Source organism: Gemmata obscuriglobus, from assembly GCF_008065095.1.
In the GTDB taxonomy this organism is placed as follows: domain Bacteria; phylum Planctomycetota; class Planctomycetia; order Gemmatales; family Gemmataceae; genus Gemmata; species Gemmata obscuriglobus.
This window is the reverse complement of the sequence record NZ_CP042911.1, coordinates 5,772,201-5,796,543: the sequence shown is the minus strand read 5'-3', so window position 1 is coordinate 5,796,543 and position 24,343 is coordinate 5,772,201. Positions and strand designations below refer to the sequence as shown.

16 protein-coding genes, 1 tRNA gene and 1 pseudogene are annotated in these 24,343 nt (G+C 68.0%); 7 read left to right on the top strand and 11 right to left on the bottom strand.

Features of this window, described 5'->3' with window-relative positions; genetic code table 11:
* Positions 1 to 78 precede the first annotated feature (78 nt).
* Positions 79 to 1,971 (top strand): sensor histidine kinase, encoded by a 1,893-nt coding sequence (locus GobsT_RS24260; protein ID WP_010042209.1) that lies wholly within the window; start codon positions 79 to 81, stop codon positions 1,969 to 1,971.
* Positions 1,972 to 2,140: 169 nt separating this feature from the next.
* Here GobsT_RS24260 and GobsT_RS24255 read toward each other — a convergent pair whose 3' ends face one another.
* Both GobsT_RS24255 and GobsT_RS24250 read right to left on the bottom strand, forming a co-directional pair.
* On the bottom strand, positions 2,141 to 2,998 hold the full coding sequence (locus tag GobsT_RS24255) for a ThuA domain-containing protein (protein WP_010042211.1): 858 nt from the start codon (positions 2,996 to 2,998) through the stop codon (positions 2,141 to 2,143).
* A 354-nt stretch (positions 2,999 to 3,352) separates the two neighbouring features.
* Positions 3,353 to 4,375, bottom strand: coding sequence for a zinc-dependent alcohol dehydrogenase family protein (locus GobsT_RS24250; RefSeq protein ID WP_010052708.1), 1,023 nt, complete (start codon positions 4,373 to 4,375; stop codon positions 3,353 to 3,355).
* A gap of 154 nt (positions 4,376 to 4,529) precedes the next feature.
* Here GobsT_RS24250 and GobsT_RS24245 point away from each other — a divergent pair, with 154 nt between their 5' ends.
* The gene (locus tag GobsT_RS24245) at positions 4,530 to 7,454 is read left to right on the top strand and encodes a serine/threonine-protein kinase (RefSeq protein WP_162542134.1); all 2,925 of its coding nucleotides are present in this window, start codon (positions 4,530 to 4,532) and stop codon (positions 7,452 to 7,454) included.
* Between the two features lie 67 nt (positions 7,455 to 7,521).
* Here GobsT_RS24245 and GobsT_RS24240 read toward each other — a convergent pair whose 3' ends face one another.
* The 6 genes from GobsT_RS24240 to GobsT_RS24215 form a co-directional block, all read right to left on the bottom strand.
* The gene (locus tag GobsT_RS24240; protein ID WP_010041060.1) at positions 7,522 to 8,013 is read right to left on the bottom strand and encodes a DUF6559 family protein; all 492 of its coding nucleotides are present in this window, start codon (positions 8,011 to 8,013) and stop codon (positions 7,522 to 7,524) included.
* A 382-nt stretch (positions 8,014 to 8,395) separates the two neighbouring features.
* Positions 8,396 to 8,893, bottom strand: a complete 498-nt coding sequence (locus GobsT_RS24235; RefSeq protein WP_010041062.1) for a hypothetical protein — start codon at positions 8,891 to 8,893, stop codon at positions 8,396 to 8,398.
* A gap of 201 nt (positions 8,894 to 9,094) precedes the next feature.
* Positions 9,095 to 10,459: an IS4 family transposase gene (locus tag GobsT_RS24230; protein WP_010041065.1), complete on the bottom strand. Its 1,365-nt coding sequence runs from the start codon at positions 10,457 to 10,459 to the stop codon at positions 9,095 to 9,097.
* Between the two features lie 663 nt (positions 10,460 to 11,122).
* Positions 11,123 to 12,040, bottom strand: coding sequence for a transposase family protein (locus GobsT_RS24225; RefSeq protein WP_109570894.1), 918 nt, complete (start codon positions 12,038 to 12,040; stop codon positions 11,123 to 11,125).
* A gap of 216 nt (positions 12,041 to 12,256) precedes the next feature.
* On the bottom strand, positions 12,257 to 13,165 hold the full coding sequence (locus GobsT_RS39910; protein WP_010041067.1) for a hypothetical protein: 909 nt from the start codon (positions 13,163 to 13,165) through the stop codon (positions 12,257 to 12,259).
* Between the two features lie 420 nt (positions 13,166 to 13,585).
* A tRNA-Gln gene (locus GobsT_RS24215) sits at positions 13,586 to 13,656 on the bottom strand.
* 420 nt (positions 13,657 to 14,076) lie between these two features.
* Here GobsT_RS24215 and GobsT_RS24210 point away from each other — a divergent pair.
* Together GobsT_RS24210 and GobsT_RS24205 are read left to right on the top strand one after the other, a co-directional pair.
* A complete protein-coding gene (locus GobsT_RS24210) occupies positions 14,077 to 14,799 on the top strand; it encodes an ISAs1 family transposase (RefSeq protein ID WP_010033685.1) in 723 nt (240 codons plus the stop codon).
* Positions 14,780 to 15,223, top strand: a complete 444-nt coding sequence (locus tag GobsT_RS24205; protein WP_109570720.1) for an ISAs1 family transposase — start codon at positions 14,780 to 14,782, stop codon at positions 15,221 to 15,223. The genes GobsT_RS24210 and GobsT_RS24205 overlap by 20 nt, the downstream gene beginning before the upstream one ends.
* A 32-nt stretch (positions 15,224 to 15,255) precedes the next feature.
* On the opposite strand, the gene GobsT_RS24200 is transcribed toward GobsT_RS24205, so the two are convergent.
* Both GobsT_RS24200 and GobsT_RS41200 read right to left on the bottom strand, forming a co-directional pair.
* Positions 15,256 to 16,017 carry an ISAs1 family transposase gene (locus tag GobsT_RS24200; RefSeq protein WP_261340053.1) on the bottom strand — a complete coding sequence of 254 codons (762 nt, stop codon included), beginning with the start codon at positions 16,015 to 16,017 and terminating at the stop codon, positions 15,256 to 15,258.
* A gap of 113 nt (positions 16,018 to 16,130) precedes the next feature.
* Positions 16,131 to 16,439, bottom strand: a pseudogene (locus GobsT_RS41200) (transposase family protein); the annotation flags it as partial.
* A 352-nt stretch (positions 16,440 to 16,791) separates the two neighbouring features.
* On the opposite strand from GobsT_RS41200, the gene GobsT_RS24190 reads away from it, so the two are divergent.
* From GobsT_RS24190 to GobsT_RS40590, 3 genes are read left to right on the top strand one after another with little or no spacing between them, the layout of a single operon-like run.
* A complete protein-coding gene (locus GobsT_RS24190; protein ID WP_010041072.1) occupies positions 16,792 to 17,826 on the top strand; it encodes a KpsF/GutQ family sugar-phosphate isomerase in 1,035 nt (344 codons plus the stop codon).
* A 4-nt stretch (positions 17,827 to 17,830) separates the two neighbouring features.
* Positions 17,831 to 18,361: a KdsC family phosphatase gene (locus GobsT_RS24185; RefSeq protein ID WP_010041075.1), complete on the top strand. Its 531-nt coding sequence runs from the start codon at positions 17,831 to 17,833 to the stop codon at positions 18,359 to 18,361.
* A gap of 11 nt (positions 18,362 to 18,372) precedes the next feature.
* The gene (locus GobsT_RS40590) at positions 18,373 to 21,903 is read left to right on the top strand and encodes a hypothetical protein (RefSeq protein ID WP_010041076.1); all 3,531 of its coding nucleotides are present in this window, start codon (positions 18,373 to 18,375) and stop codon (positions 21,901 to 21,903) included.
* 501 nt (positions 21,904 to 22,404) lie between these two features.
* Here GobsT_RS40590 and GobsT_RS24175 read toward each other — a convergent pair.
* Positions 22,405 to 24,240, bottom strand: a complete 1,836-nt coding sequence (locus GobsT_RS24175; RefSeq protein ID WP_010041077.1) for a cytochrome c family protein — start codon at positions 24,238 to 24,240, stop codon at positions 22,405 to 22,407.
* Between the last annotated feature and the right edge of the window lie 103 nt (positions 24,241 to 24,343).

The following is a 24,343-nucleotide window of genomic DNA, read 5'->3' as shown; positions in this document are numbered from 1 at the left end:
GGTGCCGCAACGCGCGGCGGGCCGATAGAATGGTCCGGTGCTGGCTCGCCCGTTCCGGCACTGCGCGAGCCTTAACACATGTCCGAGCTGATCCCGCATACAACCGACGGAGCCGGTGAGGCTGCCGGCCAATCGGCGGCCCGTACCGCGCGGCCGGGGGGCGCCGGTGTCGGTCACTGGACGATGGACCCGCGCGCCGGGACGCACACGCGGGACGCGGACCTGAACCGGCTGCTCGGGCTGGCCGCGGCGGAAACGGCGGGGGCGCTCGACGAGTTCTTCGCCCACGTGCACCCGGACGACCGCGGGGCCGTGCGCGCCGCGGTCGGGGCGGCGGTTCGCGGCGCGGCCCCGCTCCGGGTCGATTTTCGCGTGCCGTTGCCGGACGGTTCGGCCCGCTGGCTCCGCACGGCGGGCGGTGCGGGCGGTGCGCAGGCGCTGGCCGGTGTGTGCGTGGACGTGACCGATCTGAAGGGCACCGAGGCCGCGCTCCGGACCCGCGCGGCACGGTACCGGGCCATCGCCGCCAACCTGCCCAACGGGGCCGCCGTCATCATCGGCCCCGACCTCCGGTGCCTCCTCGCCGAGGGCGAGGCGTTTCGGGTTCTCGGGTTTTCGGTTGCCGATTTGGAGGGGAAGACGCTCGCGGAAGCGTTCGGCCCGGAGCTGGCCGCCGTCTACGAGCCGCATTACCGCGCCGCACTGGCCGGCGAGCCGTTCCGGGTCGAACGCGCGGCGCACGGGCGCCACTTCATCACGCACGGCGTGCCGCTCCGCGAGGACGGCGGAACGGTCGTGGCCGCGCTCGCCGTGTCTTACGACATCACCGACCGCGTCCACGCCGAGGAGGCGGCCCGGACCGGGGCCGAGCGGCTCCAACTGATCCTCGCCAGCGCCACCGACCACGCCATCTTCACGCTCGCCCCGGACCTCACGGTGAGCGATTGGAGCCCCGGCGCGGAGGCGGTGTTCGGGTACACGGCGGCGGAGATCGTGGGCCGGCCCGTGGACGAACTCTTCACCCCCGAGGACCGGGCGGCCGGGGTGCCCGGCGCCGAGGTCGCGGTGGCCCTCCGCACCGGGAGCGTGGCCGACGAGCGGTGGCACCTGCGCAAGGGGGCGGAGCGGTTCTTCGCGTCCGGCGCGCTGACCCCGCTCGCGGGCGGGCGCGGGTTCGTCAAGGTGCTGCGGGACCTGTCCGAGCGCAAGCGGATGGAGGACGAGCTGCGCCAGAACCGCGACCTGCTGGAGGAGAAGGTGGCCGCGCGGACCCAGGAGCTGGCCGCGGCGCTGGAGTCGCGGGCGTCCGAGATGCTGCGCCGCACCGAGTTCGCGCGGCGGCTCGGGACCGCCCAGGAAGAGGAGCGCCAGCGGCTCGCCCGCGACCTGCACGACACCGTCGGCCAGACCCTGACCGGCCTGGCGCTCGCCGCCGCCGCCGGCCAAATCGAGCAGGTCCGCCGGCTGGCCGACGAGCTGAGCCGCGAGCTGCACGACGTGGCCGTGCGGCTGCGGCCGACGGCGCTCGACGACCTGGGCCTCGCGGCCGCGGCCCGCGAGCTGGCCGCCGAGTGGTCCGCGCGGGCGAAGGTGCCGGTGGACTTCCAGGCGGTCGGCGCCGCGGGCGACCGGCTCCCCCGTGAGATCGAGACGGCCCTGTACCGGGTGGTGCAGGAGGCGCTGACGAACGCGGCCCGGTACGCCGGCGCCCGGCGGGTGGCGGTGGTGGTCGGGCGCCGCGGGGACGAGGCCGTCGCGGTGGTCGAGGACGACGGGTTCGGGTTCGACCCGGACAGCGTGCCCAGGGCCGCGATCCCCGGGCGCCGGGGCGGGCTGGGGCTGATCGGGATGCGGGAGCGGGTGGACCTGCTCGGCGGGGAGCTGGAAATCGATTCCGCTCCGGGCAGCGGCACCACCATCATCGCCCGCATCCCGCTCCGGGAACTTGAGGCCCGCGAGGCCGGGAGCTGAATGTGTTTGTGTATGTGGTATTGTTGTATTGTTTATGATGCCGCGATCGCCAGCGAGTGAGGTACGTCACCCGCTCTCCGGCGGTCGCGGCTCGTGAACGCGCAGCGCAACTGCGGCCGCCGGTTCTGCTCTTGAGTGGGAACCTGGAACGGGACATCCCGAACCGGTGTCACTTGTCGGAGTCGCTGAGCAGCACCTTCGCGGCCGGCTTCAGGTGCGCGTCGTCCAGCTTCCCGACCGACCACAGCAGCCCCCGCGCGACCAGGTCGAGGTACTTCGCGTCGGCGACCGTGTCGTTGTTGTGCCCGAGCGTCGTCGCGAACACCTTGGTTTTGCCGTTGTAGGTGTTGGTCCAGGTGACCACGGCCTCGTCCACGCGCTCCTTGCCGTCCCGGCTCTTGAGGGCCTGCTTGCCCTTCGCGAGCGGTTGGGCGGTCGCGAGCAGTTTACCCGTCACGTTGTTGTAAAGTTCTTCGTTGATGGTTTTCCAGTCGCCAAGCCCTTTCGTGATCGGGCTCTCCCGGTCGATGTAGCGAACGTCGATCGGCATTTGCGGCCCGTGGCCGGTCGTGGCCAGGCCGGTGAAGTCGAACCACGGGGTCGATTTCGGGAACCCCTCGGTGCGGTAGCTGTGCATCGCGCAGTGCAGCACCACCCCCGGCAGCCCTTCCTTGTGCGGCTTCAGAATGCGCTCGACGATTTTCGGGTCCTTGACGTCGGCGCTGCACTCGTCGTGAACCACCACATCGAAGCCCTTCGCCCAGTCGTCCTTCTCGTAAACGGGGTTCATGTGCTTCGTGGTCGTGTCGGGGTCGTAGGCGACGGCCCACTGAACGTTGGCCCGTGCCGAAATGCCTTTCGTGAGCAGCTCTTGTTGCTTCTTGTAATCGTGGCAGCACCCGCCGATGACCAAGAGGGCGCGAACCGGTTTGGCGTCCGCGGGGGCCGCGCCGCGGGACGGCCCGCCCAGCGCCAGTGCGAGAACCACAAGTGAGGTGGCCGGGAGAAGGTTAGACAGGAGGCGCATTCGGGTGAGGCTCCGTGTGGGGTGGGGCGTCGGCACCGCCGACCGCGCCATTATCGGCTATCGGCTTGCGGACCGCCACCCGCAAGGTTGTTCTGATGCGTCGTGGTGCCGGTTCCGCCGAACTGCGCCGGCCAATTGACCGGTACATTCCGCGTATCCCTCACAATCTCACCTCATACCAAGTCCGATTGAAGAGTATCGGTGATTGGGAACGCCACCCGCCGGCTGACACCGGCGGTTCGACGAGCCACAGTCGAACCGCCGGTGTCAGCCGGCGGGTGCAACCTACGCCGCTGTCAAGCGGTTACTCTTTAACCGGATTTGGTATCAGTCGGTCGACCAGAACGGCGGCATTCAGCCGTGGCCGGGAGCGGTCATGCTCAGCACGACCTTTCCGAAGTGCGAGCCGCCTTCCATGTGGCGCAGCGCGGCCACGGCGTCCGCGAACGGGAACGTGCGGTCGACGACCGGCCGGATCTGCCTTTCGGTGATCACCCGGTTCATCTCCTCGAACATGGCCCGGGACCCGACGAACACCCCCTGGAGTCGGACGGCCTTCATCAGTACCGGTACGGGGTTTACCGTACCGCCGCCGGTCAGCACCCCGATGACCGCGACGTGCCCGCCCGTTTTGACCGCCCGGATCGACCGGTCCAGGGTGCCCGCGCCGCCGACCTCGATCACCACGTCCGCGCCCGCGCCGCCGGTCTGCTGCCGCGCCCACTTGTCCCAGTCCGGATCGGTGCGGTAGTTCACCCCGGCGGCCGCGCCGAGCCGCGCCGCCCGCGCGAGCTTGTCGTCGCTGCTGGAGGTGATGAGCGCCCGCGCCCCGAGGGCCGTTGCCAGTTGGAGGGCGAAGATCGACACGCCCCCGGTACCCTGGAGCAGCACGGTGGTGCCGGGGCCGGTGCCGGCGGCCGTCAGCGCGTTCCAGGCGGTCACCGCGGCGCAGGGGAGCGTCGCCGCCTCTTCGTAACTGAGGTGCGGCGGGACCGCCACGAGCGCGCGCTCGTGAACGGCGACGAGTTCGGCGAACACCCCGTCCCGCTCGCTACCGTATGTGGCTCCGGCCGCGGCGCCGGTGATCGCCCCCTCTTCCCACAGCGGCATGAAGGTGTTCGCGACCCGGTCGCCCGGTTTGAACCGCGTGACACCCGCGCCCGCGGCGACCACCTCGCCCGCGGCGTCGGAGCCCATCACCCGCGGCATCGCGAGCTTCGGGTTGTACTGGCCTTTCACGAGCATCAGGTCGCGGAAGTTGAGCGACGCGGCCCGGACCCGCACCAGCACCTCGCCCGCCCCCGGCACCGGCTCCGGCCGTTCTTCGAGCGCGAGGTGGTCCAACCCGAACCCGCCGTTCAGAACAAGTGCCTTCATCGCGTTCCCTCCGCCGTTCATTATGAGTGGGAGTACCCGGGCCGGGGCGAGAGGATTTCACAGAATCGCGGTTCTGCGGGTCGCACCGAATGTGGTAAACTCGGGTCGGGTCGGGTCCGCAGTTCGCCCCAAGCTCACGTCCGGTCTCGTACTGATGGATTCGTCCGACTCGCTGAAGCTCGACGAGAACCTCGCGCGGTTCCTGGCGGCGTACGACCAGGAACTCGACGGGGGGGACGGTCGCGCGCCGACGCTCCAGGTCCATTTTCCCCCGCTGAGTGACCCGGCCCTCACGCCCGAGCGGCCCGTCACGCCGCTGCACTCCGGGGCGGCCCACGAGGGGGCCGCGAGCGAGATGCTCCCGGACCCGGTCCGGCCGCTGCACCTGCCGCCGCTCGGCGGGGGGCACCGGATCGGGCGGTTCGAGCTGCGCCGCCAGCTCGGCAAGGGCGGGTGCGGGATCGTGTTCCTGGCCTACGACCCGCGGATGCGGCGCGAGGTCGCGCTCAAGGTGCCGCGGCCCGAGATGCTGATGAACCCGGACGCCAAGCGCCGGCTCAAGCTCGAGGCCCTCGCCGCGTCCGAGTTCGATCACCCGAACCTCGTGCCCGTGTACGAGTGGGGCGAGGTCGGGCCGCTGTGCTTCATCGCCACGGCCTTTTGCCCCGGGCAGACGCTGGCCGAGTGGCTCGACCGGCAGGCGTTCCCCGTGCCGGTGCGGCAGGCGGCGCGGCTCGTGGCGACGGTGGCCGACGCGGTGCAGCACGCGCACGACCGCGGGGTGCTGCACCGCGACCTGAAGCCGAACAACGTGCTGCTCCAGGAAACGAAAACCGAGGAGGGCGACGAGCAGCCGGCGGGCGGGGTGCCGCTCCGGGGCGCGTGCTACGTGCCCCGGGTGGTGGACTTCGGGCTGGCGAAGGTGGCGGAACGCGGCGGCCCGTCGGAAACGGGCACGCGGCAGATCCTGGGGACGCCGAAGTACATGGCCCCGGAGCAGGCCCAGGCCCGCCGCGAGGACATCGGCCCGCCGGCGGACGTGTACGCGCTAGGGGTGGTGCTGTACGAGCTGCTCGCCGGCCGCGCGCCCTACGACGGCGCCACCGACGTGGAGGTGCTCCGGCAGTCCGTGGAGGGGCGGCCGGTCGCGCCGCGACAGCTGCGGCCCGACCTCCCGCGCGACCTCGAAGCGATCTGCCTGAAGGCGATGGCGTGTACGGTCGGCGAGCGGTACCGCACCGCGATCGACCTGGCGGACGACCTGCGGCGGTTCCTGGACGGCCTGCCGACGGTGGCGCGGCCGCTCGCGTGGAGCGGCCGCGCCGGCCGGTGGCTCCGCCGCAACGACCAGCTCGTCGCGATCGCGGTGCTGGCCGTCATCGCGCTGTTCGTGACCCTGCTGGGGACGTGGAACTCGTACAAGACGCGGAACCTGCAAACCGACAACAACAAGCTGAAGGGGGACCAGGCGGAGCGGAACCGGGCGGACCAGCAGCGCGAGTACGCGCGCCAGGTGCGCGACGGGTACCACGCTTGGCGCGGCGGGAACACGCAGGCCGCCGCCGAGGCGCTAGACTCCGCCCGCCGCGCGTCCGACCTGGTGATGGACCCGCCCGAGTTCGCGCACGACCACCTCGCCCGGCTCACGAGGGGCGGGCAACTGGTGATCGTGTGCCCCGCGGGTGCGGTAACGGCGCTGGCCGTGTCGCCCGACGGCACCCGGCTCGCGAGCGGGCACGCCGACGGCACGCTCGCGGTGTGGGACCGGACGACGGCGGCACAGCTCGGCACGCTCAAGGCCCACGAGGGCGAGGTGTCCCGCGTCGCGTTCGACCGGAGCGGGGCGCAGATCGTGACCGGCGGTCCGGTTCCGAACGGCCTCACCGGGGCGCTCGTTTGGGCCGTTGGGCCGACCGGGACCCTGGCTCCGACCGGCGCCGGCGCACTTAGCATCGGGTTCGCGGCCGGCGGGCCGATTGCGGCCCCGCCCTGGCCCTTTTGGGTTCGGCCCGCGGGCGGGGCGGGCGTGCTGGCCGTGGCCCCCGACGGGCGCGTCGCGCGGAGCCCGCGCCCGGGTTGGGTCGAACTGCCGTCCGGGGCCGTCATCGCAACCGATGACACCGGCGACCTGCGCGCCGGGGCGTTCGCGCCCGACGGTGCGACGCTGTTCACCGCCGGTGCGGACGGCATCATTCGCTCGTGGGACGTGAACCGCGCCCCGTGGGACCGCGGCGCGGCCCCGAGCGACACGCCGCTGGCGATCGGCCTGTCGCCCGACGGCGCGGTGCGGATGATCGCGGGGGCCGCCCGCGTGACCCGGTACGAAAGCGGCCGCGCCCCGGCGGGTGTGCCGGTGCTGAAGAGGCGGGTCGCGGCGGTGCGCGTGTACGACGACGGCCGCGCGGGGGTGGTGTCGTTCGACGGCGCCACCGTTCAGGTCGCGGACCTCTCCGGCACGGCGGTCACGGAGCGGTTGCGCGCGAAGGTGCCCGGCGGGCGGCTGCCGGTGTCGGCCGCGCTGACGCCGGACGGGGGGAGCGTCGCGGTGGCGGACGACGCCGGGGGCGTGACGGTGTGGTCCGTGGCCGGGCGGAGTGCGGCGGGCCGGTACGACACCGGGTTGCGCCGCGCCGGCGCGGTGGCCATATCCGACGACGGTAAGACCGTGGCGGCGCGCGGCCCGAACGGGCTACTGGTGTGGACCGTCGGGACGCCGGAGACGCGCGCGGCCGTCGCGGTCGACGACCAGGCGGTGTTCCGGTTCCTGCCGACGGGCGACCGGCTGGCTGTGGCCGGGCGGGACGGGGTGGTTCGGGTGTTCAACGCCGCGGGACGCGAGGAGCACGCGCTGTTCGGGCACGTCGGCCGGGTGACCGCGCTCGGGGCGTCGCCGGACGGGCGCACTCTGGTGAGCGGCGGGAGCACGGGCGAGGTGCGGTTCTGGGACCTGAAAGCCGGCGTCGAACTCTACAGCGTTCGGCGGCACCCGTCCGCGGTGACCGCGATCGAGTTCTCCGCGGACGGCAAGTTCATGCTCAGCGGCGCCGACGGCCAGTTCGCGGCCTGGGACACGCGGTAGCGCGCCGGCGGTTGACACCGGCCGCGCCGGACAAGATTTGACGGATGGTCGGCCGCACGAACCGGTATTAGGGACAGTTGAGTAAAACGGTCCAGTCGACCCCGGCGAGCCAGCCGGCCGCCTCCGACGCGACCGGGGCCGCGCCGGAGACGATCACGTCCACCACCGCCGGTGTGGCGAACTCGGTGCCCCCGCCGAAGAACGCGGCCCCGACCGCCGCTCGCATGGCGAGGTAGTCGCACGCTTCGCCAGCGGCCGCGTGCAGGGACTCGAACGCCGGGGCGGAGCAGTGCAGAACGTAGGCCCAGCACAAGTAGTCGATGCGGAGCGCTCGTTCCAGTGCCGTTTCCCGCACCTGCGCCGGTGTGTAGTGCGGCTTGCGGCCGTATTTGGCCCGAAGCGCCGGCCCGAGGTCGGTGAGGTACGACCGGACCGCTCGTCGCTTGTCGGCCGTGAGCGTCGCGGTGCAAGCGGACGCGGGTGACACGGGAACTGGCGGTTCCGGCGCCAGGGCGTACACGCCGCCGTCGTCATCGTCGTCGTGTTTGGTCGTCGCCATCGATTCCCCCCTGTGTGACATGGCGCGGTGTCTGACCAATCGAGTCACGCATTCGGGCCTACGTCCGCCGGAAAACAGGCCGATTAACCCGCACACGGTCGCTAACAAGATGTTCGCCGGCCAGCACCGATCGTAGCCGTGGTGTCACTGGCTTCGGTGTGCTGCGCCGCCGAACGTTACAGGAGTCTTCGCTCGCTGACCGAGAAAATTGTGCCGCTCACGGCAAGGCCGCTCGTTGGTTGGTGCAACTGCTCAACCAAAACGCGGGCCAGTGGCCCGGGACGGGCTCGGCGGACATCGGTGGAGCGGGGCGGCAATGCAAGCGGGCTTCTCGCTTGCCGGTGCGATCGCTTTTCAGTCTGTTTCGCTTCCTAATCTGGTGTTACGTCCCCTGATCCGGTTCCGTGCCGGCTTCGTCGTCGGAAGAGACTCGCTGCCGGTCGTGTGAGACGCGAGCATACACAAGGGCGCCCGCAACGAACCCGACGAGGGCGCCCAGCCCGCCGCCGATCGGGACACGCTTGACCGTTTCTTCGGGCACGCCTTTTAACACAATGACGCGCTCCTGGCCGCCGGTGATGACGCGCAGCTCGCGCTGCTCCCGCGGAGTCGGGACGGTGTAATGGTAACTGCCGATGGTTCGCACTCCCACCCACCCGCCCGCCATCATCCCGACCAGCCCCGCGAGGGCGACGCCGGGCAGGCTCACCCCGGACCGGGCTGCAACGGCGAAGCCGGTTGCGTTTGCGAGCACCACCATCACCACGAGGAACCAGTCGTCGGCGAGTGTGTAGCGGTCGGCGGTTAAGAACAGCACGCCACACGCCGCACAGCCGTGTCCGGCGCCGACGAAAGCGGCGCGCCAGGTGGTCCCACGCATGTTCCGTCCTTTGTTGAGTGCTGCGGGGGCGCTCTGCTGCGACACGCCGAATGGTAGATTATTGCCGCCTGTCCCAGGAGGGCACCCTTGAGCACCTCGGGCCTACTCCCCTCCGAGCCGTGCAATTCCACTCGTACATGAGCCCACCTGCGGTGTCGCTTTTCTTGACGAGCCGCGACCGCCGGGGTAATGGCACTCGTTTTATGTTGGTGTGTGGTTGGTGGTGGTTCGCGGTTTGCGTTTTTTGAACTGGTCGGCTTTCGGGCGCCTCGGGTACGCCTCTCGCTCGTACCGGCGATCGGGCGGGCGTTGGGGTAGTCGGTCGCGCATGGCGTACCCGAGCGCCCGCTCGTAACCGGCGCGCCATTGCCCCGCCGTCGTGAACATCTTTCCCAGCAAGAACGTTCGGAACGTGGTCCACACGCGCTTAAAACTCAGCTCCCGTGGCCGGCACTTGGCCCGCTCGGCCGCTTGCCGGCGGAACGGCACCACTAGGTTGTACGACACCACCGACATCAGCAACTCCTTACGGAACATCGCCTCGCTTCGCACCGCCATGTGCTCGGTGTTCAGCACCACCTTCACGTTCCGGATGTCCACTTCCACGGTGCCCCGTTGCCGGTACCACGAGCCCACGTCGCTGGCCGTGGCGTCCGTGTCCGTCACCACCGCCAGCGCCCCGCCGTTCGGTATGCTCACCTCGTGCACCCGCGCCTTCAGCTCGGCGTCCGCCGCCCACTCCGGGTGCTTGCGCCGCTCCTTGGCGCTGGGGCGCCACGCGAATTCCCCGGTCCACCACCCGTCCCCACGGCCCACCTCACGAGCCGTGCGGCGGTATGCGGTGAACCGCGCCGCCGTCAGCCGGAACACGAACCCCAGGCCCCGCGCGCGAGCCCCGAGCGCCACCGCGAAGATCCCGAACCCGGCGTCCGCCATCACCACCCCGTTGGCGGGCAGGCGGTCCATGACGGCCCCGGCCAGTGCCGTTTCCGACACCGCGTGGGGGCCGAACGTGGCCCCCACTTCGGGCACCACGGCGGCCCCGCTACTCAACTCGTGGGCGACCACCAGCAGTGCCACCGGCCACACCCCGCGGCCGTGCGGGTTCGTGGCCGGTGGGTACTTCTCGCGGAGCTCGGGTTCGGGGGCCAGGGTCCGGGTGGTGCCGTCGATCAGGAACACGCGCCGCCCGGACCACGTGGGCGGGGCACCGTCGATGCGCGCGCGGCTCACATGGTCGGCGAACCATCGGGCCGCTTCGAGCGGTAGCCACTGGCGGGCGTCGGAGTAGCTGCTGGTATTCGACGACAGCGCGTTCTCGCGCACCCGCTTGGTGTTAGGGAGCAAATCGGGTCGGGCGTCGAGCAGATGCTTGACGGTGGCTTCCAGGGACTTGTCGGGGTGGGTGCGCTGGTACACGAGCATCCAGAGGATGACCGAGGCGGTATACACGGCGTTGGCCCGCCGGGGGAACCGGGCATCGGCCTCGGATGGGTCGAAATGAGCGGCGAGGAGGTCGAACGCGCGCTCGAACTCCTCGCCCGTCGGTCCGGAAGGCTCGGTCATGGCAACGGTTCCGTCGGTGGATGACACAACCAGTGCGCAATAACCGTGCCAACTAGCACCCGAAACACACCAAAACTGAAAACGAGTGCCATTACCCTGGCGGTCGCGGCTCGTCAAGAACGCGGCAATACTACCGGATACGTGTATCAGAGCGAATCCGATTGATCCGAATGGCACTTCCTGAGTCCTTAAGTTGAGCGGCCGAGCCGTTTTCGGGCTTGGTCTCTGGGTACGGTGAGTGGTGGGTAGGGCTTGGGCCGTCGTTTGCGTGCGCGGGGCTCGAATCGGTCGGGGCGATCGCCCACCGGGTACGCCAACACCACGCAGACGAACGCCTGATACCCGGCCTCCGTATCCAACACCTCGGCAAACGCGGCCAGCGCCTGCACCGTGCCGGCCACGCTCAGCTCGCGTGGCCGGCGCTCCGAGGCCTAGGCCCAATACCGTTCAATTCAGCATGACGATGGATTGCCGGAACTTCTTTGTTGGCTGAGGACAGCGACGATGTTCCGGTCTCTTCTTTGGCCAGTTGCTCATCTTCCGTTTGATCACCCGGGGGTTGATCCGATTCCGACGGACCGGCAGCAATTCCTCCGCAATCTCCACCAGCAAGTCCTCATTCACGCTAGGGTGGGGGTGTTCGTCCCCCTCCCCAACCGGTGCTCAAGCGGCCTTGGCCCGGTGGTCGAGCATCCGATTGACTAACCCGGCCACGGCCCGAACCCGCAGCGCGTGCCCGGGCCGCCGGTGCCGGTTCACGTGGGCCAGCGAACGGAACCGGCGGAGCCGGCCGATCGCATGCTCGACCCCGATCCGGCGGCGACTGAACGCGCGGTTGTACTTGCGGTCCTCGGGCGGCCGCTCCTGCCCGCGGGGCTTGCGGCGCGGGCACGCACTCGCGGTGTGGAGGTCCCGGATCCCGGTGTAACCCAGGTCCCCGAGTGCCCCGACCCGGTCCGGCAACCGCCCCAGCATCCGGGACCTCTTGAGGAGCTTGATGTCGGCCCACCGCCCGGGCACCGACTCGGACACGTGGACGATGCGCCCGGACGCCTCGTCCACGGTCACCTGGCTCTTGAGCGTGTGCGCCTTCTTCTTGCCCGAGTAGTACGCCCGCTGGCTCCGCTTCGGCCGCTGGGTCCGCTGCTCGAACGAGTCCACGATGACCGCCAGCTCGGGGGTGTCACTCAGCACCGCCGGCAACCGCTTGCGGCGGGCGGCCCCCGGGTCCGGCATCCGCATCGTGTCTCGGCCGGCCTGGGCCAGGGCCGGCACGCACCGGGTCCGGACCCGGCTGGCGGTCGAGTCGGACACCCCGAACAGGAACCCGAGCACCTCGTTGGTCGGGTACTGGCGCAGCCAGATGACGGTGAGCAGCAATTGGTCCGCGGTGCTCAGGTCGAAGTGGTCGCCCCCGCCCACCGCCCGCGGCCGGTCCGGACGGTTGAGCTTCTGGCGGTGCCCCGCCTCCACCACCGGGGCCACGTCACGCACCAGCGCGTCGAACGCCGCGATTGTCAACCCGGTCAGGTGCTCAAACACCACCCGATGCTGCCGCAGGTTGTCCAGACGTGCGATCATGGGGACCCTCACCGCGACGAGATCGGCACCGCTAAAATACGAATCCGCGGCTATCGTGAATGAGGTCTATAGACTAAGTAAGGCCCACCCGGACCGGCCCAAGATCCACTCGCACCAGCTCCGCAAGCGGGCGTTCACCGTCGCGTGGCGGGCCGGCATTGACGTTCGGAAGGCGGCGATCGCGATCGGGTGCAATGCGGACACCGTCATGAGGCACTATGTCAAGCTCGACGAACAGCAGGTGACCGACGAGGTGATGCGGCAACTCGCCGAGCGGCTCGGGGCGACGTCGAAGAAGACGAGCGGGCCGTCGCCTGCCGATGGCGGGGAAGGGGGGCACTGACCGTCTGCCGGATGCGCGGGCCGGTCAGCCACTTTTCCGAGCACCAGATCCACCACCCAGCACCCGCGCACGTGGGGGGCGTTCGGGTCGCGGCAGTGGCTGAGAACGTCGGCGGAGTCGCACCCGGCGTCTTGGAGGGCATCCGCCAAGATCGGGAGCGCGGAGAAGTCTCGCGACTCGTACGCCTGCCGGGCAATCGCGACCGCGGTATCGGTGAGCCAGTTCGCGCCCAGCGTTGCGGCTCGAAATGAGTTGCCGAAGATGTCGCTGAACAGGGCCGACACAACACGGCCGTCGCCGATCCAGCGGCCTGATGGCGGCGTACCGTGGATGGCCCAACAGGCCCACTGCTTCTCCCAACATTCCTGCCCGGGGCTGTCGTACGGGGGCTCGTCGCCACTCGGCTTCAGCCCGTGCTCGTCGCGCAGCCTGGCTTCGAGCCTGTCGATCGCGGCTTGCCGCATCGCCACGTCGTCACCGCAACCCCAGATCCCTTCCTCGCCACAGAAGAGCGCCGTTTGGAGTTCGGTCCACTCCGGAACAAGCCCGTCGGCGACCTGCTCGGCAACGTCCACCATCAGCCGGTACACCCACGGCAGCCGGACGTACCCCGTGCGTGCGCACCCGGCCCACAGGAGTCGGCTCTTGCGCGATTGAGTGAGGGACGTGTTCCCATCCGCACCCCACCAGGGGTTGAGTGCGGCGTATCGCGCCCCCACGTTCGGGAGCGACTGCCACTCCGCTTCGGTCACCCCGCACTCCCGCAACAGGTCCGCTCTCATACATGAACCCGCCGTGACTGCCGCATCTAGCCTCATAGAACGCGTTACCGACCAAGAACTTACGACAAGCCAAATGGGACAGCTTCGGCGGGTTCATGTATCAGGCCGACGTCCCGCCGGCAACACGTTTTGCTCAGCGAGCCCACCCGACCGATGCGGACGGTAATCCGTCGGCCGTGTCGGTCACACCTGTCCACCTCAGCAACCCGCAACCCCGTGTCGGTCGAGGCGCTCCCCGGGCACACCGAGGCTCGCGCTCCGAGTTCGTCCCAAGATCCGGTGCAGGCTGGTGGCCCGCGGGTGAGTGCGGTGCATGGTCGGCCAAAATAGGTTGGGCTATTGTTGGGCGTACCGAGATTCTGGTGTACAAGCGGGGAACATGAACGACACAACCCCTGGAAATTCCAGGGGTTGCTTCAGTTACCCGGCTAGGATTCGAACCTAGACAAAGAGAACCAAAATCTCTTGTGCTACCGTTACACTACCGGGTAAAAGTTGAGCATTTGCGTATGAACTGGGATTCAGTTCCATTACTTTTGCTTTACACACCTTTGGTCAGGATTCAACCCGTTTAAGTTATCTTTGGCCGCCATTTTATTGGGCCAAACTTAGCACTGATCCATTGCCTCGCAAAATTTCGGTACATTAGAGTTGCACTCGCCGATTGAAAAATTGTAATGAAACGCGAACGGGTGGGTAGTGTCAGCAGTGTGGTTCCACCTTTCACCGATGTCAGGTCACGGTTTGCGCGTGGACCAATCGGAAGTCTGATTAATTATAGTGATTCGTTACCTTGATTCAACTTGCGGAGATGTGGTTGGGTGCCCCTCCAGGGCCTTTCCTTATTTCACCTTGCTTACACGAGGGAACGTGGCTATGTGGGGCGCCTTCTCGCAGCCAGGAAGGTACCCATGTCTCCTTGCACCCTGGTCGATGCCCTGGCGGCGGTTCCCGATCCCCGCAGCAAGCACGGCCTTATCCACCCACTCGCCCCCTTCCTCGGACTCGTCGCCCTCGCCATGCTCATGGGGCGCACCAGCCTCAATGGCATCGCTCGCTTCGGGCGACAGCACGGACCCGCCCTCGCCCATGCCCTCGGCTTCCGACGCGGCAAGACCCCGGCCGTTTCCACGCTCTCCCGCACCCTGCGACGCTTCGACGCCGACCAACTGGAGCACGTCCTCTCGTACTGGATCGCCAGCCGCGTCGACCCGGCCGCCTTCACACACATCTCCATCGACGGCAAGACCCTTCGAGGCTCTCGCAACGGCGCGATCCCCGGTCAGCACCTGCTGGCCGCATACGCCCCCACCGTCGGTGCCGTACTCGCCCAGGTCAAGGTCGATGCGAGCACCAACGGGCACAAGGCCGCCTTGACGCTCCTCGGCATTCTGCCGCTGCGAGGGAAGGTCGTGGTCGGCGACGCCATGTTCTGCCAGCGAGACCTGGCCGAGGAGGTGGTCGGGGCCGGCGGCGACTACGTGCTCACGGTGAAGGACAACCAACCCGGATTGGGGATCGACATCCGAGCCGGGTTCGCCTTCGAGACCGCCGCCCGATCGATCGCGGCGGCCACTTCCCCCTGGGGATCGGCCTCCGCCCGCCCCGAGCCGCATCGCCACGACCGTCGATAAGGGTCACGGCCGCATCGAGAAGCGGACGCTGCAAACGACCTCGATTCTGACGTGCTCGCCGACGTGGGCGGGGGTGAAGCAGGGCTTCCAGTTGACGCGTGAGCGGACGGTCCGAGGCCAAACGACGGTCGAAGTGCATTTCGGCATCACGAGCCTGTCGGCCGAGAAGGCGGATGCGGCCACACTCCTGAACCATGTGCGGACGCACTGGCGCATCGAGAACGAACTGCATTACGTGCGTGACGTGACACTGGGCGAGGACGCGTGTCGTGTGCGCATGGGGCACGCACCACAGGTGCTGGCGGCGCTGCGGAACGCCGTGGTGCACCTGTGGCGTGAGGTCAAGGCGGTGAGTTGCCCGGAGGCGATCGAGCGGCTCCAGATGGACCCGGCAATGGCCAAGGGACTTATCGGAGTTACGTAGAGTGAATCAAGGAAAGGCCCTGGGCTACAGGGCTACTCAGAGACTGAAACTGGCTGATGGGCGGCCGCCAGTGCCAGCTCAGGTTTGGCACCAACCGTCCGAATCACGGCTGCGATGGTGCCGGTACCGAGGCGCCGGAGCAGGTACACGGCCACGTTCCGCAGCACCGCCAGCACCCGTGGTGCGGCGCCCCGGCGCACCCGGCACCGGTCCTCGCCCAAGGTCGCGTCGCGGATGTGGTGCCGGCTCTCGATGCCCCAGTGGGTGCGGGTGTACCGGAGTAACGCATCGGGTGCCGCGGCTACCGAGCTCAGACTAGAAATCCCGTACACCACCTCCACGGTTGTCTTCCCACCGACCTGACGGGTGCGCGTGAGCCGGAACACCTGTTGCACCCCGGGCCACCGGGTCAAGTACTCGTTGAGCCATATGGTGCTGGTCATGGTGCGCCGCTCGACCCACCCGTGCCCCTTGCTCACCTCACACGCGGTGCCCGCGTCCCGGTCCCACTGACGCGGCAACCCGGGGGGAAAAATCGCCCCCGCGGCGGTGGCGAACGCGGCTTCCAGGTCCGTGCACAGCGTACCCTGGTTGCTCTTGGCGTACAGGATGTAATCCCCGCCTCGCTCCTGTACCGCGGCGCACACGTCCGGCTGGGTGAACATGGCGTCCCCGGTGATGATGGTCCCGCCAGCGGGGGCAACACGCCCAGCAACCGGAGCGCCGCCTCGTGCTCGTGGGTGGTGGTCTCGACCGTCATCTGGGCGACCACCGCCGAGACGCCCGGGGCGCACGCGGCCCGCCGGTGGACCCCCGGCACCTCGCCGTCTCGCGACCCGTGCAACCGCTTGCCGTCCAACGCGAGGTGCTCCCACCCGTCGGGGTGCCGGTCCGCCAGCCACGCCCCGATGATCCGGTCCAGGTGGTCGGCGTCCAACTTCCGCATCAACCCCGCGCTGGTGTTGGGGCACGGCATATTGCCGTGCCGGAACCCCAGTGCGTGCCCCAACCGCTTCTGCCGCCGTCGCCCGAACGGAGAAATCGCCTCAGGCGTGGTGTGCCCGCTCATCACCGCTACCAAGTACAGGGTCAACAGGCCTACCAGTGGTGCTGGCGACCGTGATGGCTCCGCGGGGCCGGTAGCTCGGCCAATCGCTCGACCAGGGAACGGGACATCGACGGCCCCTGAAACGAGGAGCCGCACCCATACCCACATGCCGCAGCTTACCTAGCACCGATCCGTGCGCAGCCCTGCCCTGACTGGTTGATCAGAGTGCAGGACCGGGTTTGCGATTGGCTACCCCTGTTTCACTTGGTTTCCGCTGACCCTCGCGAACCGGAGTCGGAAAATTGTCCGATGGGGGTCGGGAGCACGCCCACAGAGGGCTATCGCAACTACTGATTCAACAAGCCAGTTACGGCGTATCGCATTTCGGGATTCACTTGGCGTCGCAAAGTATGTCCTGCACTCCGTTGATCACTTGACCAGTTACACCCGTTGCAAATGACAGCGAGTTACGTTATTACCCCATCTTCTCGAACTCTACGGCACAAGGACGTGCCCCATCATGACCGCCCCCTTTGACCAACTCGCATACGCCCGCCGTGTGTTGCGCGCCGAAGCCGCGTCGCTCGACGTGGTCGCTGGTCGGCTCGACGACGGGTTCAACCGGGTCGCGGACGTGCTGCTCGCGTGTCGTGGGCGGGTCGCGGTTATCGGCGTGGGGAAATCCGCGGACATCGGGCAGAAGACCGTCGGCACGCTCAACTCCACGGGCACCCGAGCGTACACCCTCGATGCAACGCGCGCCGTTCACGGTGACCTCGGCAGCGTCCACCCGGACGATGTCGCCCTGCTGCTCTCCCATAGCGGCGAATCGGAAGAGCTGATCCGACTCATCGCCCCGCTCAAGAAGTTGGCCGCCGGAGTGCTCGCGATTACGGGTAGCGCGGCGAGCACGCTCGCCCGCGCCGTCGACGCGGCCGTCGTCTACGGCCCCGTCATCGAAGCGTGTCCGCTCAACTTGGCCCCGAGCAGCAGCACGACCGTGATGCTCGCGCTAGGTGACGCCCTCGCGTTCACCCTGGTAGAGCAGCGCCAGTTCACCGCGGACGAGTTCGCCACGTTCCACCCGGCCGGGTCGCTCGGGCGGAAGCTCGCGGTGGTTTCCGAGTGGATGCGGCGCGGCGACGAGCTGCGCGTCGCCCCGGAAACCGACACCGTGCGCGAGGTGTTCGCCAAGGTGCGGCACACCGGCCGCCGGACCGGCGCCATCATGCTCACGGACGCCGCCGGACGGCTCTCGGGTCTGTTCACCGACAGCGACCTCGCGCGCCTGTTCGAGAACCGCGAGGACCGGCTCCTCGATTCGCCCATCGCCGCCGTCATGACGCGCGCACCGGTCGTCATCGGCCCCGAGGTTCGGGTCACGGTCGCGCTGGACGCGCTCAAGGCGAGGAAGTTCAGCGAACTGCCGGTGGTCGATGCAGACGGGCGGCCGATCGGCATGCTCGACATTACCGACCTAATCGGACTCGACTCGCACGCCGGTGAAACAAATTCACAATCCCATTTGCGCCTGATCGGCCGTAAGAGCGCGTAAAGTGATGCAGACTTCCGAGCTTGCCGCCCGCGCCGCCGCGATCGAACTCCTCCTACTCGACGTAGACGGGGTCATGACCGATGGCAGCGTGGCCTACCTGGACGACGGGCGCGAACTAAAGCGGTTCCACGTGCGCGATGGGTCGGGCTTGAAGTTGTGGCGCGCGGCCGGTAAGCGGGTCGCCATTGTGTCGGGTCGGTGTTCGTCGGCGGTCGAGCGCCGCGCCGCAGAGTTGGGCGTGTCGCCGGTTCTTCAGGGGCGCGAGGACAAACGCTCGGCGCTCGAAGAGGTGCTCCGTGTAACGGGGGTGCCCCCCGACCGGGTGTGCGCCCTCGGCGACGACCTGCCCGATGTCCCCGTGTTGCGGGCGTGCGGACTGGCGGTCGCGGTGGCGGACGCCTGTACCGAAGCTCGCGCGGTCGCCCACTACGTCACCGCCGTGCCCGGCGGGCACGGGGCCGTCCGCGACGCCATCGAGTGGCTGCTGAAGCTCGCGGGCCGCTGGGGCGAAGTGACGGCCCGCTACACCACTTAATCCGGAGTGCCATGCTGACGCCGCGGCGGACCATGTTGTTGCTCGCGGGGTTCATGCTGTCCGCGGGCGCGTACTTCGCTTACGCACAGTTGCTCGGCTGGCTCGACGGGCTACCGCAGCTCCCCGCCAAGATGCTCGTGCCGGCGGACCCCGGGAGCTTTGTGCCGCCCGAGCGCAGCACCTCGCAGACGCTGCACAAGCTCGTCGTGGCGTTCGGCGAGAACAGCCCCGAAACGAACTACTCCCACTACGAGACCCAGATCGAGATCCGTAACGGCGAGTCGTCGATCGTGGTCGCGGCCGGCAAAGCGCCGAGCAACCCGAACTCGAAGCGCGTCACGCTCAGCCCGTTCAGCATCGCGATCTTCAGCAAGGAGCGGCGGGAGCACCTGCGCCAGCCCGGCGAGGTCACCGAGATCACGACCATCCACGCCGACAAGGGCGTGCTGGAGTTCGACCGGGTCATCACCAACCCGGCCGACATGCGGCCGGGCAAGGCCACCCTGGTGCAGTTGGAGTTGCACAGCGACTTCGCCGAAGCCCTGCCGGACCCCCGCCGCGGCACCATCCACATCACCAACAACCAGCGCTCCAGCGACCCGAACCGGGCCCTCGTGCTGCGCACCGTCGGGCCGATGTTCTACCGCGACCCGAAGGCGGTCGCGGGCACCCCCGCCGCAAACGGCCCGGACTTCTGGACCGACGCGGCCGTGGAGATCGTGGACCGGCAGAACCTGCCCCGCCCGGTCGGCTCGGCCGCCCCGGTCGCGGTCCCGACCAGAAGCGAGGAGAACCGCCACTCCGGCGCCGTGGCCGCAATTCTGAGCGGGCAGCGGCTCCCGCCCCCGACCATCACCGCGCTCGGCCTGCGCGTGTACCTCGAACAGAAGCAGGCGACCGGGCAACCCAAGCCGGCGCCGAAGCCCGGCGCCAGCCCGATGAACGGCGTCCGCCGCGTCGAGTTCCTTGAACAGGTGGTAATGAACCTCTGGGTCGACAACGGGCAGTCGATCGTGGGCGGGACGCCCGCGCCAGGCCAGCCCCCGCCGCCCAAGAACAGCGGGCTGGCGCTCGTGCCCCCGCCGCCGGCGATCGCGGCCGTCACCGGCGGGTTGGGGCCGATCGGGTACAACGCCCGGCTCCTGAACCGCGCGCTGCTGCAAATCGACACCCGCGGACCGTTCTCGTATGACGCCGAAAAGGCGCTGGCCCGGTTCGACGTGGTCCCGCACTCGGACCCGAACCTGCCGAACGATGTCCAGGTGACCAAGATCCCGGCGCACGGCGGCGCCAGCAGTTTGTACAGTCAGGTGCTGGAACTCGAGTTCAACGGCGGGCCGACCGGGGCCGCGCGCCCGTCGAACGCCCCAGCCATCAAGCAGCTCCACGCCTGGACCCAGGTGCCAAACGGCTACATCACCCTCGCCTCCGACGACAACTCGGTCGTGGCTTACGGGCGGGATCTGGTCCACCAGCAGGCCGAGTCGCGCACGAGGCTCTCCGGCACCCCGCTCCGCGTCGTGCAGGGGCGGAGCGAACTCAGCGCGGGCACCCCGCAAGAGCCGGCCACGCTCATCATCGAGCCGGGGCCGCCGCCCCAGGCCGGCCCGGGTCAGCCCGCGGTGCGGAAGCAACAGATGACGGTCCGCGGCGCCGGGAAGATCGAGATGCGTGACCCCGGCACCAACGCCGTCACCTTTTCGGCGTCGTGGCGAACGTCCCTGTTGCAGAGCCGGGATCTGATCGACGGTCGCGAACAGGACGTGTTCGTCCTCACCGACAACGCCAAGTTCGACGACCGCAAGGCCGACTACTGGCTGACCGGCAATGTTCTCAAGGTCTGGATGGAGCCGCGCGCCGATAAAGCGGCGGGTGCCCCGGAACTGTCGTCCCCGACCGGCGGCGCGAAACCGTCCCGGGTGCTCGCGGTGGGGAACGTGAAGAGCCACTCCGCCGAGTACGACATCACCTACGCGGACCAACTGACCGTTCACATTACAGACGCAAAACCCGTCGTGGTGACCCGGGCGGTCGCACCGCCCACGAAAGACCCGGCCCCCGCGCCGCAACCCGGCCCGACGCCGTTGGCCACGCCGGTCCCGCCCAAGCCGCCCGAGCCGGCGGCAAAAGCGCCCGAGAAACCGAAGCCGCCGCACCAGATTAGCGCCAAGTCGATCGAAATGCACCTGACGCGGTTCACCGCTCCTTCGCCTGCGGGACCAAAGCCGAAGGAGCCGGCCGCCGAGAGCGTCCGGTATCAACTCAACCACGCCCGGTGCGAGGAGGCCGTTAACGTTCACCAGGACCCGACCGACCCGTCCAAGTCGCGCGGCGTGGACATCCTCGGCCGGCTGCTGCTCATTGACGGGTCCGCGGACGGCAGCGTGATGACCGTGTACGGCTGGCCCAACCGGCTCGGCGAGGTGCACCAAGAAGAGATGTCGCTGCTCGGGCCGGAGGTGGTCCTGAACCAGGTGCGGAACTCGGCGTCGGTGACCGGCCGCGGGGCACTCACGATGCCGACCAACAGCGACCTGGCCGGCGGCGAGTTGCGCCAGCCCGAGGTGGTCGTGATCCACTGGCGCGACAAAATGACCTTCGACGGCGCGAAGCGGTCCGCCCAGTTCGTAGGCAAGGTTCAAGCTACCCAGGGCGAATCGTCGGTCAATTGCCACACAATGAACGTCGTGTTCGATCGCCCGATGTACTTCAACACCGCCCAAAAGCAGGCCGCCGCGAGAGAGGGGAACACCAGCAAAGCCAAACTCGACAAAGTGTTCTGTTACCCGGCACCCGGCGACACGGCCGATGTCGAGCGTGACCTCGAGGTGCGGTTCAACCAGGTCGAGCACGATAAGGACGGCAAGCCGATTAAGGTTCAGCAACTCAGTGCCTCGGAACTCCGGATGTTCGCGCAGGCACAAGAGCCCGGCAGCAAAGAGACGTTCCAGCGTATCATCGCCGAGGGGCCTGGTAGGGTCCGGATCTGGCAGCAGGGGGAAGCCAATCCGGTCGGCCCGGCAGGAGGAGCGGCCCCCCAGCCGATGCAGCCGGTCCCTAAGAACGATCAGGAGATGAAGCTCACGATCGTCGAGTTCAGCGGACGGATGACGGCCGTGGAAAAGGGCAAGGTGTATCGAGAAGCCACCTTCGGCGACAACGTGAAGGCGGTTAGCGTCCCGGCGAAGTCTCCGACGCTCGCTGTCAACATGAACAACCCACCGGATCGTGCGGTATTGATGACATGCTCCAAAAAAATGGTGGTATGGAGCCACAAGAAGCAGAATGCCGCGCTGGAACAAGTTATGGAGGCCGTAGGCAACGCCTATGTGCAATCGGACGACTATGACGGGTCTGCCGAAACGATCAAAACGCACGGCAAGGCAGTTGATCTGATTGGCAGTGCAACCATTCCCGCTCGGGTGATGAGCCGTGGCGGCCAAGGGACCGAAAAGACCGGCAAGATCATCAGCTACGACCGCAGCACCGGCTCCGTCAACATCGTCGAAGGCTTCGGGGGTCGGATCAATCCGAACAAGTAACCCAGGAAGTCACTCCAACCGCGCAGTTTCACCCACCCAGCGCGGCTCTCGGTACCGCGTTCGGCTTAACGCGGTATCGGGGAGCATAGTTGTTCTGCCTGAACAATGAAATGCCACACGCCCAGCTCGCATTGCCTGGGCAAACACATCGGACACCGCGAACCGCGGGACTGCAAGCGACACGGAGTGAGACACAGATCTCCTCTATGCCGCTTGCAGTCCCGCCGCTGCCGTCGTTGATCGGATCACCAGCGCGCGGGAACCGAGCACCGGTATCGGAGCCTGAATGAGGGGTACACGGCTCGCACTCATGCGCCGGTACCGAATCCGACGAACATCCCGTCACACGGCTGACCCAACTACCGCGTTCTACTCAACAGGTATGACGGGGCCAGGAAGCCAAAACGAGGGCCAATAACCCAGACGCAACGAGTGCCCCTCGGCACCACATTGTGCGGTTCCGGGGGCACATCGATAAATCACCTACCGGCAGTCAATTTCTTACTGCTTGGGCGCCACTGCCGGCCAACCGCCCGGGGGGGCGAGCCCACTGTGGCCGATCTTCGCCCAGTTCTTATAGATGTCGAAATGCGGATCGGCGTCGTGGTCGTGGCACTCCATACACATCGCACTTACGCGGTTGATCAACAGTTGCGTCGCCGGCGCCTGAGCCATCTTTCCGCGCTCCTCCGGCCCGAGTTTAGCCATTTTCTCCATGAACGCCTTGTCAGGCAGCCGAATCGCGTTCTGTCCTGGTGCCGGTGTAAGACCCTGCTTCCACTGAGAAAGAAGTTCGGTTAGTTGTTTGTTCTTGGGGTCGGCAACGTGTCCGCTGCCCGGTCCATGACAGTTCTCGCACCCCACGTTCTTAAGTTGTGGCGTCTTCTTTTCGTCCTCGTACCCGGTGCTATGGTTGAACCCGACCGTGTGACACTTCACGCACTCGCCATCGAACTGGCGCAGGTTCGGGCGATGGGCGTATTTCTCCAGTGACTTCATCGCGTGGCTGTGGGCCAGCGACTTCTCATCCGGGGCCACATCCGCCCATTTCTTGTACTCGGCTTGGTGGCAAGCTTTGCACGCCTCGGATCCCACGTACCGGAGAGACACCCCCTTCGGCTTCAGTTCGGCCGCGTGGATCTGCGCCGCGTGCAGGGTTCGTGGGTAATCCTTGCCGAGTACGATGTCCTTCTTGACGCGCTCCGCGTACCACTGGAGCGACTGAATCGCCTTATTCTTCTGGAGCGCCTCCGCGTCCGTGCCGGGCTGGTTGAACTCCTCGCCCATGGGGACGAGTTGGTACCTCAGTTCGAACCCGCCGCCCGGCTTCTTGAACGCGCCCACGACGCCGACGTGCTGTCCCTTGTGTCCGACTTCGACGATGGCGGTCGTGCCGGCAGTCGTGTTCACGTAATTAGGTTTCAGCGGCGGAAGCGCGTCACTCGCCTGGCAGAGGATCACGTTGAACTCGGGGAAGTTTTTGGCGACGTTCTGGGCATCGGCCATGCTTCCCTGGTAAATCAGGACATTCAGCCGCGGCTTTTTGGGGTGCTTCGCGAGCGCGTCGCGGGCGGCAACCAGTGCGTCTTGCGGTTTAGCAAAGTCGATCGAGGTGTCGAACTTCTTTTCTCGGGCCAGAACCGCCAGCGGGCTACCGACGACTCCCGCTACCCCGACCGGGACGCCGCCAACATCAGCCACCTCGGTCAACTCGACAATCGGACGCTTACCTGCTCCCGGCGGGAACCGCTGCTCACGCGGGTACAGAACCGGCTTTCCGGCCGCGTCCACCCCCGGCCCGACAATGTTACCTGCAAGCGTGAACGGGGGCTGTTCTTTTTGCACGATGTATTTGCCGAGCAATCCGTCTAGCCCACCTTTGAGTTCCGTCTCGCCCACCCCGACCGCGATGTACCCCATCTCGCGCAGCGCGTTCATGGCGGCGAGGTACTTGAGCTTGCCCTGCTCACCAACCGCCACCTTTTCCGGGTACAGGTCGCCAAGGTCCACCCCGGCGACCGGCCAGCCCTTTTTCTTGAGTTGGTCGATGAAGTACGCGCGGCGCTCCAATCCCCCGGTCTGCGGGCGGCTGCACCCGCACGGCTGGAGGTACCCGAACGTCTGTCCAGTCAGCACCAGGGTCGCGTCCGGCTTCTGGTCCTTGGGCCAGTCCGCGAACAGCGGCTTCCCGTCAACAAGCGTTTCTTTCGGCACCGCTCGCGGCGGATCGGCCGCCGTTCCGGAGGCCAGTGCGGCGAGCACGGCACCGAAGCCGAGGAGCGCGAACAGGCGCGACGCGGTCGCGCGGGCGTTCGGACGCGGGATCGGATCGGACATCGCGGGTCGTCCTCCTGAACGGGGCGGGAGTCACTCCCATCCGAATGTCGGCAAAGAGCGGGTGGCGAGAGGAGGGGGCGCTTAGCCGACGCGCCTCGGAGGG